The 13,795-nt window shown below is 33.4% G+C and carries 14 protein-coding genes; 1 reads left to right on the top strand and 13 read right to left on the bottom strand.

Annotated elements, in window-relative coordinates; genetic code table 11:
- Window positions 1–6: 6 nt before the first annotated feature.
- From FHK87_RS07540 to FHK87_RS07590, 11 genes are all read right to left on the bottom strand, one after another.
- Complete coding sequence (locus FHK87_RS07540; RefSeq protein ID WP_140592068.1) at window positions 7–978, bottom strand: hypothetical protein; 972 nt, start codon at window positions 976–978, stop codon at window positions 7–9.
- Window positions 975–3,962 carry a hypothetical protein gene (locus FHK87_RS07545; protein WP_140592069.1) on the bottom strand — a complete coding sequence of 996 codons (2,988 nt, stop codon included), beginning with the start codon at window positions 3,960–3,962 and terminating at the stop codon, window positions 975–977. Before FHK87_RS07545 ends, FHK87_RS07540 begins: the two co-directional genes overlap by 4 nt.
- Entirely contained in the window at window positions 3,959–4,447 is a 489-nt protein-coding gene (locus tag FHK87_RS07550; RefSeq protein WP_140592070.1) for a DUF4280 domain-containing protein, read from the bottom strand. The genes FHK87_RS07545 and FHK87_RS07550 overlap by 4 nt, the downstream gene beginning before the upstream one ends.
- Before the next feature lie 7 nt (window positions 4,448–4,454).
- The gene (locus tag FHK87_RS07555; protein ID WP_140592071.1) at window positions 4,455–5,324 is read right to left on the bottom strand and encodes a hypothetical protein; all 870 of its coding nucleotides are present in this window, start codon (window positions 5,322–5,324) and stop codon (window positions 4,455–4,457) included.
- A gap of 63 nt (window positions 5,325–5,387) precedes the next feature.
- A complete protein-coding gene (locus tag FHK87_RS07560) occupies window positions 5,388–6,185 on the bottom strand; it encodes a carboxypeptidase-like regulatory domain-containing protein (RefSeq protein ID WP_140592072.1) in 798 nt (265 codons plus the stop codon).
- Between the two features lie 37 nt (window positions 6,186–6,222).
- Window positions 6,223–6,900: a hypothetical protein gene (locus FHK87_RS07565; protein ID WP_140592073.1), complete on the bottom strand. Its 678-nt coding sequence runs from the start codon at window positions 6,898–6,900 to the stop codon at window positions 6,223–6,225.
- A 6-nt stretch (window positions 6,901–6,906) separates the two neighbouring features.
- Window positions 6,907–8,358, bottom strand: a complete 1,452-nt coding sequence (locus FHK87_RS26125) for a hypothetical protein (protein WP_226294139.1) — start codon at window positions 8,356–8,358, stop codon at window positions 6,907–6,909.
- Between the two features lie 3 nt (window positions 8,359–8,361).
- Window positions 8,362–10,134, bottom strand: a complete 1,773-nt coding sequence (locus FHK87_RS07575; RefSeq protein ID WP_140592074.1) for a type VI secretion system Vgr family protein — start codon at window positions 10,132–10,134, stop codon at window positions 8,362–8,364.
- A gap of 162 nt (window positions 10,135–10,296) precedes the next feature.
- Entirely contained in the window at window positions 10,297–10,785 is a 489-nt protein-coding gene (locus FHK87_RS07580; RefSeq protein WP_140592075.1) for a hypothetical protein, read from the bottom strand.
- Window positions 10,786–11,002: 217 nt separating this feature from the next.
- On the bottom strand, window positions 11,003–11,560 hold the full coding sequence (locus FHK87_RS07585) for a hypothetical protein (RefSeq protein ID WP_140592076.1): 558 nt from the start codon (window positions 11,558–11,560) through the stop codon (window positions 11,003–11,005).
- Window positions 11,561–11,595: 35 nt separating this feature from the next.
- Window positions 11,596–11,808: a hypothetical protein gene (locus FHK87_RS07590; RefSeq protein WP_140592077.1), complete on the bottom strand. Its 213-nt coding sequence runs from the start codon at window positions 11,806–11,808 to the stop codon at window positions 11,596–11,598.
- Between the two features lie 351 nt (window positions 11,809–12,159).
- Here FHK87_RS07590 and FHK87_RS07595 point away from each other — a divergent pair, with 351 nt between their 5' ends.
- A complete protein-coding gene (locus FHK87_RS07595) occupies window positions 12,160–12,636 on the top strand; it encodes a helix-turn-helix domain-containing protein (RefSeq protein WP_140592078.1) in 477 nt (158 codons plus the stop codon).
- Between the two features lie 5 nt (window positions 12,637–12,641).
- Here FHK87_RS07595 and FHK87_RS07600 read toward each other — a convergent pair whose 3' ends face one another.
- Complete coding sequence (locus FHK87_RS07600; protein WP_140592079.1) at window positions 12,642–12,875, bottom strand: hypothetical protein; 234 nt, start codon at window positions 12,873–12,875, stop codon at window positions 12,642–12,644.
- Between the two features lie 9 nt (window positions 12,876–12,884).
- Window positions 12,885–13,445, bottom strand: coding sequence for a hypothetical protein (locus FHK87_RS07605; RefSeq protein WP_140592080.1), 561 nt, complete (start codon window positions 13,443–13,445; stop codon window positions 12,885–12,887).
- Window positions 13,446–13,795 lie beyond the last annotated feature (350 nt).

The raw sequence follows: 13,795 nt of genomic DNA on the forward strand, positions 1-13,795 counted from the left end.
TTTTAATTATCGTATAATCTCTAATTGATCACTGTCTTTGGGTTTGTGAAGGAATAAATAATAAAATTGATAAACTTTATATTTACCATTTTCATCTTCGTCCTGTTCGATTGTAAAAAAGGCTGAATCACCTAAATTCTCTAAACTTCTTAATGTTATTAAACGCCCATCACCATAAAAAGTCATTTTATAAGGGTCTAAGGGTTGTACTTCTAAAACCTCATTATCAAATGTATTTATATATTCTGAAGTTCTTATATTAATATCTTCTTTGTCAAAATAATCAACCGCGTGAATCCTTTCTTTTTCTCTCTTCATTACAAGATTTACCCATTTCTCTTCATCTCTATTCCTTAATACTTCTCCGTATTCTTTATAAAAATCTAAAACCTCTTTTTCTAGCTTTTTTTGATCCATCTCTGTTAATACCCGAGATTCACTCCACCCTTTTAATTGATAAGGTACTTCTGCATCAAAGGTAAAAGTTTCTTCATAATACGGCAGCCCGTCTTTGAGTTCGGCATAGTGTTCTTTTATCACCTCATAATCCCCCGCTACATAAGGTTGTTTTTTATCTCGTTTAAAGATTTTAAGCCTAAAACTATCATCAGCATCTATGGTCGTATATTCTTTACCATCGATTTTACCCAATGGGAATAGCTTGATGGTTACTTTTTGAGGACCACTTTTTAATATTAAATCATTAATCGGTGTGGCGTGATTCATGAGCCCAACATTCTCATAATGTTTGAATGCTAAAACGTCATTAATTAAAATTTCATAATAACAACCACTTTGGTAGCCCTCTATAAAATATTGTGGCATAATTGGGTACTTCACTTTTTGATTGTATAGTTTATGAATTCTATTAATCGGTCTATTTTTCATTGCTTGATTATTTTTTTTATGATCCTGTGCGCAAGAGATAAGAGTAAACGTACAACATAGTATTGCTATGATTTGTTTAAGGCGTTTCATTTTTGTTTGTAATATTTTTCTGGTTTGTGTGGATTAAAAATTTCAAAGATATACATTCTACCTAGACTGGCTGTGCCATAGCCGAATTTTGGAATTGATGTAGTTTTATTTGTAGGATTTGTATCAACTCGTTTTCTACTATTAATCGCTACAGTTACTTTCTGAAAATATTCTCCTGTAATCCCATCAAAGAATAGGGTGTCTTCTAGAAAGGGACCTTTGTTGGCATCGATCCCAAAGCGTCGGGTAATCCCCGCAGCACTGTGTAGATTTACTTTTCCTTCAGCTTTAGTATGTACTTTTATAGGAAATAGCTTAAAGACCCTTTTCTGCCATTTTCCTTCTACTTTGGCTTCTCCCTCTAGGGTAAGCGCAATCTTTCCTTCTAGTTGTATGATATCGCCATCTTTTAGTACATTACCACCACCCCCTTCTTGATGCACAGCAGTATTGTTGAGTGTAAATGTTCCTTCAAGCACATCGTATTGGATATTGATATCAAAACTGATAATCCCTTCTGCCAATGCGGTCACTTTAAACTTTTTTAATTCTTTTGGCAATCGTTCGGGAGCAAATTCATATTCTGACGAGATGGCAATAAGGGGGTCTGCCCGTAATGTGTATTGTATGATTCTAGTGACTTCGCCTAGTTTCTCTGTACTTTGTTCTCTATGAAACCCAAAATTGCAACTTACCTTGGGCATATGAAAGGTAAGGTTGTAATCTTCACCAAATTTTTCTGCTCTCTTTTTTAGTTTTTTGAATTTTCCAGCAACTCTGGCTGCTTTTTGCATACCGGGTGCTACCTTACCTCTAGTCAGATAAATCAACAGTACATCTATCGCAATAGAAAAGAGCACCATCTGAAAGATGTAATAGTTGAGTACTGCTTTGTAAGGTTGCATTTCTGAGTAGTTGATCAGGCGTTCTTTGTCTATCCTGGCATGAAACCCTAAGGCTACCTTTGTGATACTTTCTTTTACAAACTCGTCAATGATCTCCTGAACTTTGTCCCAGCCTTTTTTACGCTCTTCATTATCTCCGATCATATACTGTTCTACAAAGGGCTTTACTTTGTTGTTGACCCACTCCAGACCTGCCGCTAGATACGACATGTAATCGGCATACCCTGTTACCAGTGGTACTTTTGTATCGTTGTAATAAAGGATATCTTCTTCATCTACCCCATAATTAAAGTGCATTGCCCATACCACATCGGGGTGTATCACGAATTTTGGGGTGCGTACATATCGACAACTTTGTACAGAGATATCGATAGGAAAAGAGCTTAGTTGTAGGGTAAGGTATCTAGCCAAAAATGTGCCTTCGCTATAGGAGTTATATGGATAGGCTACCGTAAACTTTAACTGGTCTGCAGCTCTTTCCTCATCACTATAGGGTTGTACATTACCAAAAATATTATTTTTAGTATTCAAAAATTCTTTAAACTTACCCCAAATGTTATCCTCATAATTCTTATCATAATCATATAACTGTACACTAGAGGTATTGAATACATTGTTGGGATATTCCGGATGATCTTTGTTTTCTTTGTGCGATATTTCGTTTTCACAACTATCTACTCCTGTAAAACTGCCATTGCCCGAAGAAATATCTATGATAATCTCTTTTTTATTTTCATTATTACCTGCCACAAACTCATAATAAGGGGTTTTATTATCGATCAATGACCCGTTATCTTGTTCTTGTAGTAGTATGATAGGATTCTCGTACCCAGCCATTGATATGGTTAGCTCAGTATACCTACAAGTTTCATAAGATTGAGTGACAAGTGGAGGTTGTTTAACCTTGACCACTTGCTCTACATATTGATGTTCTTGTTCTTCAAGACTAAAATCCCCTTTATAATTTACTGTAAAAGTGACTTCTCTGGTGATGGTCGGTCTGGTATCTTCTTCTGTGTGCTTGCCTTTTCTTTTGATAGGGGTAAGCGTAAGTACCATTTTATATTCTTGCAAAGAGTCTTCGAAATCATCTGCTTCGTCATGATCGCTTTTGTTTGCCCATCTAATATCGACCAATAATTCATCGATAATATCCAGATTATAATCCGTTGAAGGGTTTTCTATATCTTGATATTGAGACAAAGGAATTACCTTATTGTATTCGTCCATAGGCTCATCGTCACAAAACACTTCAATACTGGCAGTGTAGTTGATTATATTGTGAAGACGTAGGTGTAGGTCCAAAATATCCCCATAGATCAGTTCTTTTTCAACATGCTCTGTATCGCAGTCTATGATTCCTATAGCGTCTACATCGGATTCTTTTCGAACTCTTTTTGCTACATAAAAAGATAGAATTTGGGGTTCTCCCACGGCAATGATGAATGCTCCTTGAGATTCAAATTCAGGAAGATAATTAATCCCTTCTAACCATATTCCTTCTCCGAGTGTGTCGGTGTGATAAGTGACATTACCAAAATAAACCCCATCATTGAGCTCTCTTTTTTCTGATTTGCTTTTATAGGGGTTTGTAGGAAGGTAATTTTTTTTAACCCCATTGGTGTTTTTTTCAGTATATTCTACATATTTGGGGTTCAGGCTACCATCTTCAAGTAGTTTTTTTCCATAAATGGTTCCTTCATTGAGGTTCATTAATAATTCATGAAGGTCATACTTATTGTTTGCCCCTGTCCAACTTAACCATTTTTGACTTTTGAAATTTTTATTGGTTTGGGCGACCCAATATACATTCTCTTGGGTTGCTTTCATGTTACTGGCTTTAATCACTTTTAAATGAAAGTGTACCTCTTTATTGACCGGTATCTCAAAAAAGTAATATTCCCCACGTTCCCTGCGTTTTATGTTAAGGTTTTGGTTGTCCTTTTCATCTACAACAATTTCTTTTTGGTAGCTTCCTTTACTTCTTTTAATCGTACTTGTGTTGCTGGTCCCGCCATTTTCTTTCTGACGATCACCTCTATTTTTTTTGGGGTCCTTTTCGTTTGTTTCGTCACTCATGATTTAATCTTTAAAACGTGATTAGCAGGTTTTTCGGGTGCTCCTTTAGGTCTTGCCAATGGATTTAATTGGCTATGGATCTCTTCGTCTGCCTCTTCGGCTTGTGATTGTGTAGGAGAAGCTGTCTGCCCATGAAAGGTAATCTCTACATAAGGTGCTCCGGCAATGGCACATATCGCCTTGCTCTTTTCTGTTAGGATTTTTCCTTGATTGCTTACAGTAATCTTATCATAAAAATCTTGCCATTGTGTGATACTTGGTACGCAAGGGAGATAACCACTGGTACTGGGCTGCAATTTACACTGACCAAACGTCTTTGCTTCAAAAGGCTGACCGATATCCATAGTGGTAGCGATCATTTTTTTACTCCCCTTGGTTTCATTGACATATTCTTTGTGAGTACTCACAATCTTTAGCTTATCCGGAACAGTCCCAAATTTACATTTGCACATTGCACCTTGACATACTATGGCTACATCACTCATGGTTGTATTATTTTTTATTACGCTTAAAAAGGTTTGGAAACCATTTTTTCTTCTTGATCATCTCTTTTGGGATTTCCTCCTTAGCTTCTGGTTCTTCTTCGTATTGTTCGTCTCGTTCTTCAAGATAGGTAATGCTGTACCTAATTTCTTTTTGTTTATCTGCTGTAGTGTACATACCTCTTACACGTTGCAATGTAAAATCCAGGTCATTGATCAAATGCTTTAGTTGTATAGTATTATTGCTTTTGTCTTTTCCCGTATATTCAAATCGGAAGCCTTTTTCATCATTCAAATACATTTTCTGATTGCCTATAAAATCTATAGAAGGTTTATAAGGTAATACAGGCAATGAAATTGTATAATTATGTTGTATTCTTTCTGTTTGATATAATGCAGGCTTTCTAAAAAACATCAAAGGAAAAACAATATCATAATGCAAAGCATCCAAAAATGTTTTAGCATCTGACAGGGTATTGTTGATCTGGCTAAAATACTCTTCTGCAACATCGCCTTGATATTCGTTTTTAAGATCAACAAGTGCAGCTTCCCATCTCTTTTTGATCTGATCAAAGTTTAGCAGTTCTTGTATAAACCCATACTGACTGATTCTAAATTGAATCGGGTACATACAGCTCATACATTTTTCTGCCAAAACATCTACTAATCGTTTGGGTTGTTTACCATTGATAAAAAACTGTTTTCTACTTATTTCGCAACGGTAATCCTCTTCTATGGCTTCTATATAAGCAACTTCAAAAACATACTGAATACTGTTTCCTGAAGGAGAATAATCAACTTTTACCCCATAGGATTTCTTGGTCGTATCTACCCTTTTTTTGATAGGGTGATTAAATGATATGTTGGTTTCAGGGCTCATATATTGTCTCTTCTCAGAATTGGGAATTTCTTGTTTTTGTTGGTGTTTTTAATATAATTTTGTTTAATTCTGGTTACTTTTAGTGTTCTTTTTCTTTCTGAATATATTTCTCACTTTATACCAAATTCTTTTGTGTAATGGTGGTCTTACCGTTACTACAAATTCAGTAAGTTCAACTTTATTATCTTCAAGAAATACATCTGATTTGAATTCATTGAAGTTTAAGAAATCTGATTGTTTGATTGTTATATTTTTTCTTCCATATCCTATAAAATTAAATCTCAAATTCAGGGTATCAGATTGTTTAAATTGATCGGTCACGTCAATACAATATTCTCCATCAAAATCCGAGATTACCCCATTATTGGTCCCTTGAATAAAAACAGAACATCCCATTACTGGTTCCCCGTTTTGATCTCTAATGATCCCTCTCACTATTTTCACACTATCGATCGGTATATCCTTTTGCATCGGGTTTTGGTTAGGCATTATCAAGCTATCTTTTTGATTTTGCCTTACATAGTTTTGGGTTACTGGGTGGCTGGTGTTTTGTTTTTCTGATATCTGAGAATGTAGGATGGTTGTAAAAAACAATCCTATGGCACTGACCATAAAATGTGGTTTCTTACTAGGTATAGTCAAATTATTTGATGGCTCATACCTAAGTTGTTTATCATCATAAATCCCACAAACTTTGGTGTTACTCTGGTTATGTATAGATACGATCTGAAAACTTGACATACCTCTGAAATCATGAATTGTATTTTGACATTGTTGACAAAGTCTTCCCTTGTCAGTTTTAGGCATATCATTCCAAACCTGATTGCATTTTTTTATTTTAGAAAGGTTTACGCTATTCATTTGCAATAATTATTCAGGTTTTTTTCACTATTTTCATTTACCTATGAACAGTAATTACTTTTAGTTTATCTATTAATTTACCATTTGATGCGTTAATACGATAAATCCAAGGCTTATCTTCTTTGTTTTCAGAGATTTCTCGAACAAAGACATCCCAATAATACAGGGTGTCTTTTTCTTTGATTACTTTTTTTTCTCTATTGATCGCTACTATAGAATCTTTTCCTTTTAATTTATTTTCTACGATATCTATGGCCTCTTTAAAACAGATAGGGTAATTGTAATAGTCATTATCATTTTCGGTTTTAATAACTTCTCCCGATTTATTATAAAATTTAGCTGTTCCAATTGGAAGATCTCCATAATTATAAGTAAAATCTACAATGCTTAATTTACCGTCATTTACATTATAGAACAATGATTTTATTATATTGGTTTTCTTGTTTAGTACCATTTTGGTTATAAGACTGTCCTGGTTACTAAATCTAAATAGTTTAATTGAATAATCTTTTGAGTTGACAATTTCAACTTGTTTATATTTATTTAAAGTATTTATCTCAGATTGAGTTAAATCTTTTAAAAAAAATGTTTTCTCATTTTTTAATATAGTTTGGTCAAATTCACAAAGTTCATCATTTTCGATGAATTGCTTTTGTGCAGTGCAACCTATAACAAAGATGAAACAATGAAGTAAGAAGTATTTATATTTTTTCATATGGCTCTATCTTGAATAATTTGAGTTATACAGTTTCTTCCATTGCCAATGCCATAATTGTTTTCTACTGGATTCATTATTATAGTCCATATAATTATCAGTACTACCTGGTTTAAAATAATGAGTTTTTCTAGCATCTTTTGTCGGATTTTCTTTAAATGGATGTGGTAATCCAGCTCCATGCATGATCTCATGAGGAATTTCTTGATTAGGTTTTATATCTCTATTTTTCATTAACATCAGTGATTTACCATCTAAAGTAATACCGTTTACGTATTTAGGAGGATTTCCTCCATCAGTACATTCCATGTTGGTAAAAAATAATAATAATTCATTGTTATTATTATTATGCTGAGGGTTATAGTGCTCAAAAGTGTTAGTAATATTGCCTAAAAAACTTGTTTCTTCTGTAGTTGAAAATTTAACTTTATGTGTTGTACCTGATACCATATTGTTTTTAATCCGTCTTAGAAATGCTTGTCCCATTCTATCATTAGCTGGAATAGATGTTAAATCTAATATATCTGGAGTTGCATTAACTAAGTTGACATCTACTAAAGCGGGACCAAGTACTGCATTAAAATAAGTATTTAATAATGCATTGTTAACTTTTTGCACTATAACTCTTTCGTCAATTCTTCTGATACCATCTTTAGCCTCTACAATCACTGTTCTAACATCTATAGTTTTAGGTACTGGATGCCATACATCAATTGCACCAGAAACCACACCATCTGCTAAAATTTCTATGACAGTAGGGGAATTAAGGGATGCCGATCCATGCGTACTACAAGTGATCTCTACTTTACGTGCATCTACAACATCAACAGTATTACCTCTCCTGTCAATTGGGTTAATAGTAAATCCGGGAGGAGCATTAAATGCAATAGTACCATATTCATCCTCTCTATTTAGATCTTTATCTAGTTTAAGCGTTATAGTACGATTAATCCTCAAACTCATCTTTGGCACTCGATAATCTTGACCTTCTACTGTTATACTTCTATACGAGTCCTTATAGGTAACTGTTCTTCCTGCAACTAAATCAGATTCACAATCTTGTTCTAGGGAGCTTTTGAATTTATCAAAACCAAAAAGTCCATTTTTTAGGTCGTTACTATCTGCTTTAAATTCTATCCTACATTTCTTTGGTCGTTCTTCCTCCTCCGCTTCAGATTCAGGATTAATAAAACTGGGTGTGGGTTCATTGCTATTTGTCGTTTGACTATTATTTTGAAATACATCATTTTCAAAAACCACAAATTCAAAATCTTCTAACTGTGTTTCAATAGGAGGAGCGGGTTCTGGAGTTCCAAAAAAGACTCCTTCTTTTCCTGTTTCATTAACATTGATCGCTGCATAGGTATTTATGTTTCTACCAAAGTAATTGATATCGCCTTCTGCAATATCAGTCATCGTGCCTTTGGCTATTTTTATGATCTGTCCTTTTTTACCCATATCTTAAAAAACATTACCCTGTTCACCACTATTGTTATTTACTTTTTGATCGGCTTGTTTATTTACATTGCCTCCTGTACTAGAAACGTTCATATCTGCTACAGATTGTCGGGTGATCTTTTCTCCTTGGCTCTTCATGTCTTTGGATGCTGCTTCATAAATATTTGAAGCCGTTAACTTATAATCCCCTGTAATCTGTTCTACTTTATTTTTGCCTGTGGCTATTTTTAGATTTTCTGTAGCACGAATCTCCATATTTTTGGATTGTAAAATCAGGTTTTCAGGCGCAGAAATCATAATAGAACTGGTAACAGTATCAAATTGAATCAGATTACTGTTCTTATCACTGATCACAATCATTTCTCCTCCTTGAGTGTCATTAAGAGTTACCGTATGTCCTGATCTTGAGCGTATTGCTTTGATATCATTGCTATTACTTTGCCATTGGCTTGCCTGTGCAGCACCATGGTATAGTGTACCTGCTACAAAAGGTCGTTCTGCATTGCCACCTTCAAAATTTACAACGACTTCCTCCCCAAGCTCAGGGATAAAATGAAATCCCTTGTCTGCTCCTGCATGCGGGGTCATCATACGTAACCAAGGGGTCGTTTGACCGCTCATTCTCTGCCAAGGGAACTGTACTTTAATTCTACTTAACCCATCAGGATCATTATTCTCTACTACCGTAGCAATTTGTATCTCACTCTTTGGAAATTTATTGATATCCATGTTTGGATATACCGTAAAGTCTGCTGCTACAGCTTCAAAGGTGTTTTTATAAATTCCTCCTTCTGTATTGGTATGACTAACTTTGGTTACTCGATATCTACCATACCCTTGTATAGTAATTACTTCACCAAGATTCACTCCTGGATTGTCGCTCTCTCCTTTAGCAACGACCTGTTTTAAGGCTTTGGCTTTGGTATACGCTTCTGCTTGTTGATCTAATCTAGCTTGTACATTTTCATCAGTATACAGATTATGATATACTTGTGTTTGTTTGGTAAATACCTCTTGAGATTTTTGATTGGTAAATCCATGATACCCTTCAGATGGAATGGTGACTTCATTACTACTTTTTTGATGTAGCTCATCAGTAAGGTAATCGTTGGTAAAATATTTGAACGTATTAGGCACAGAACTAAGCTCTACAGAAAAGTTTTGTAAATCAGTTCCATAACTCAATTCAGTTTCCTCTTCACTAGGTGCTCCAAAAACTAGTTTGCTCCCATCATAGTAAAACCATTGGTTATAATACGCTGCTAATCGACTGGCAAAATCAAAAGCACTTTGGTTATGCTGTACTGCATAATGTATGGTATCTGAGGATGTGGGTGAGAATCGAGTTTCCAGCTTTCCTCTATCATACTCACTAAAGGTATCTTCTAAGATCTCTGCAAGTCCAACATCAGTAAATGAAGCATAGTGTGCCCCATCATCAGCAAGGATAGAAGTACTTTTAGCATGAAAAATAACCATATCGCTTTTGCCATACTCTGATCCTTTTGCTCCTTCAACTTTAATGATAATACCTTTAAACTCCAATTCTCGATAACTTCCTACCTCTAGTGTCGGGGCAATACGAATAGTAATGGTTTCTCCTAAGTGGTCTTTGCTGTCTCCAATCAATTGATCAGATAGCCCTTCAACAACATCTGCACGACAGACCAATGTAAGGTCATGGTGCGAAGAAATTTCCTGATTCAGCTTGATACTCTTATAAGAACTAATGGGTGTACCTGAGATAAATATTTGTGTAGTAGTTTCTAATGCCATAGAGAGCGGGTTTTTGAGGTTACTTTTTTGTTTTCTAACATGTTATGCTAAAAGGGTTTCAAATGTACTATTATATATTGATACATAAAATGGGTACTAGGGGGGTAAAATCCCCTGTAAAACGTTAAATATAAGTTAACGCTTTTAAATATAACGATTAATTCATGGTGTCCAGATGTTGACCGGATCAAACTGTTCTAAATATTCCAATAGCAACAGCCTCTTTGTATTAGTGTTTCTTCTTGTCACTTTGTTACCCTGAATAAAGGAATTTATTTCTTTTTCAAGGGTAGTAGCTGTAAAAGCTTTAATGATATTGTCATTGGTTAGCTCGTAAGCCTCTATATCATTTGCCATTGTAAAACATAAGGTTTCAAAGTTTACAATAGGGGTAAAAGTGACCAATCTGTATATGCTTATAAAGTGGCAATGATCTTCTAGTTGGTAATATCCTTTATTAGAGATAGGAAAAACGCTTCGTTTGATTGTATCAGCGGTTAAGCGTTTTTTAAAATTTGCTGCCTGAAATGGAGAGTTTCCACCTACCAAAAGTGTCTCTATCTTTTGTAGTATGTCAAGGATTTCGATATTGTGCAAGCCTTCAAAGTGTTTGACGACTTTTTGTATGATTTTATCTTGATAGGTTAGCATATTATTTTGTACTTTTATTATGATTATTAGTTTGGAAGACCACCAGATACTTTCTAAAGGTTGGGGATTATATCTTGAAACAACAGGAAAAATGCAACTCTATTAGAGGACAGTTTGGCGAGCCGAAATAGAGAGTTCAAGAGTACAATGCTTTAGTATAAGTACCTGGTATCTTCACAGGGGGTCAACCCTTCAATTAACCACACAAACTCAAAACCTAAACAATGTGGTTGTTCAACAGATAGGTATTAGGGGTAATTAGGTTATGCAATACCATATTGTTATTTGTATTCTTTTTTCTTTCATATTTAGGTTTTAAATTCTTTGTAATGGTTGGTTTCTGATCATTTCCAAGTTTTCTACAGATCTTAAAAATGATTTTGATAACATCACTGCAAGAATGAAGATTAGGTTTGATTAAACTTTCAATTCTCGAATGTATGTATTCTTTATTTCTATGATTTAGGTTATTATACAAAGAAGTCTTCTGTAATCGATCAAAAATTCTTTTACGAATCTTTGAAATTTCTGCTTCAGGAGTTTTCACTTCTGCATTATGAAATAACACTTGTAATCGTTTTTGATGCACAATAGTAACAGCTTCTTCTACGTTGACTTTTTCTTCATAGAGATTAGTGATCCATTGATAAATCATAAGTTCGTAAGATTCTCCTTTATTCAGATTATCCTGGAAATCTAAGATGTTCATTTGTATTGAATCAATTATCAATTCAAGGTACTTGCTTTCTTCTTTGTTGTCAATATTTCTTTTCATCGTTTTTATTTTGGGGTTACGAATGTTATTTACAATTAGTCGATTTCGTATGAATCAATAAGTTTTTTAATCCATTTATCCAATAATTCTACTTCTTCCTTTTTCAATATTCTTTTATTTTCTTCTTTATAGAACTTTGCTAAAATACCTCTTGAAAACCCTAGCTGTCTCTCAATTGAAGCTATTCGAAGGCTGTCTTTATGTAAAATCAGCCATCTCTCTACTCTTTCTCTCTTAACTTTTGACATAAGTTAGAATCGTATATTAAATGTCTCTGAATATGATATTCAGTGTTAATGAAAAGGAAAATTGAGGTAGTTTTTCCTTTAACAAAATCTGTTATATATTGACGATTGTTAAGTTTTATATATGTAGTTCTAATATGTTAATGTCAACTAATAGTTTACATTTAGTTCTATTTTATTTTTGAAATAACAATTTATATTCAAAAAAAAGTTAATGTCTACCTTATGTTTACTATTTTAACATCTCGTATCATATTAATTACGTATTTTTGTAAATAATTTGTTGCTAAATTAGCAATTAATAGTTTACAAAGCAAATTATAGTTTACATAATTTAATAAATTAACATTTAGAATGTTCAAACAAATTGGGGAGAATATCAAAATCCTTAGAGGTAAGAGAAATATATCTCAAACTGACCTTGGGGAAAAGTTAAATGTAAGCAGACAACAAGTTGCAAACTATGAAAAAGGAGATACTACAATTCCATTAAATAGTGTAATGCAAATTGCCGATATTTTTGGTCTGTCTATTGATACCTTAGTTAAGTCTAGGTTAGCTGAACTTAGCGATTCCAAACTAACCGATTTATTAAATAATAATCTTGAACACCAAAATCACTTAGGGCATTTAGGTATAAATAAAGAAAATTCATCAATTGGGAAGCTACATGATTATCTAGATAGTATCGTAAAAGAAAAACTAGAACCGGTTGAAGATTTACTTCGTAAAGTTTTATTGAAAATAGAACTAACAGATCTCAAATATGATTTGAGTGAAGAGATCAAAAAAGCAAATACATTTATTGAGGAAAAACAAAGAGATAGTTAATTAGGTTAGTCTTTTATGGTTTTGTCTCTTTCTGTTCTATCTATAAAAGAGTTTAACATTTCCCTTATGTCTTCATTATTGTATTTTGTATCCATCATTTTTACTTCATTTAATAAATCATTACAAAGAGTTCGGTATTGAAACATATCTATCTTTCCACTTTCAAGTAAAACCTTAGCTTCATCAAACGCTGCTCTTATTGCTCTATGCTCATTATTAAAATTATAGTTGCCAGACACGTTTATTTTCTATTTTTCTTCTTCTTTTTCCTTATTGTTATCTTCTCTATCACTAAAAATGTGATTATCAGCTTTTATGATTTCTTCCATCAACTCAATCTCAAGCTTTTTCATTTTTCCAACCCTTGCTAAACTCCATCGAACAACAGAAAAGACAATCATTATACCTAAAGAAGTACCGGTGACATATAACCAAGTACTCCCTTTATCAACAGTTTTAGAAGAATCAATTACGAAAAAAAATTGAAGTACATAACAAAATAAAGGAACTATCAGAGCAAAAGAATAAGCGCGAAGATACATCCCATACATAATTAATATTGGAGAAATAGTTTGACATAAATGCCAAACATAGTTTTCGGTATCTTTCCAGCCATGAGTATTTTCTAACGTAATATCAAATAACAAAAAAATCTTATCTAAATACAAAATGCATCCAGATAAGATAATCATTATAGTTCCAGTAATCCTTGTTATTCCATTAGTTTCCTCCTTGGTTTCCTGGTCTATCAGAAGTTTCTTTATCGATAAGATAGGTTTTAAGATCATTGGTATTTTCCAATTGTTCATTATCAATTTTTTCCATGGAAATTTCTTCGTCTATTTCAGTTGAAGAACAACTCCATAAAATTAAAGTGACTAAAAATAAATAAAGTAAGTTCAAAATTGAAAAATTGGCTTTCATAAGTAGAAAATTTTAGTTTTTAAAAAAATTAAAAAAGTACTCACACACGTCTGTAAGTCTTTGATTTACAAATCAAAACTATGTATTTCTTTTAGAAAAATTAATAGGAAAAATCTTGTTTTTTCGGAGTAAATTTGCACTCCAAAAAACGAAAAATAAGGCGTTTTCAGAGGTCTATGAGAGAAGTTTAGCACCAAAATTAGATCAAAAACGTTAGCTAACGATAATCATGAAG

It is taken from the genome of Aquimarina algicola (genome assembly GCF_006443095.1).
Classification (GTDB): domain Bacteria; phylum Bacteroidota; class Bacteroidia; order Flavobacteriales; family Flavobacteriaceae; genus Aquimarina; species Aquimarina algicola.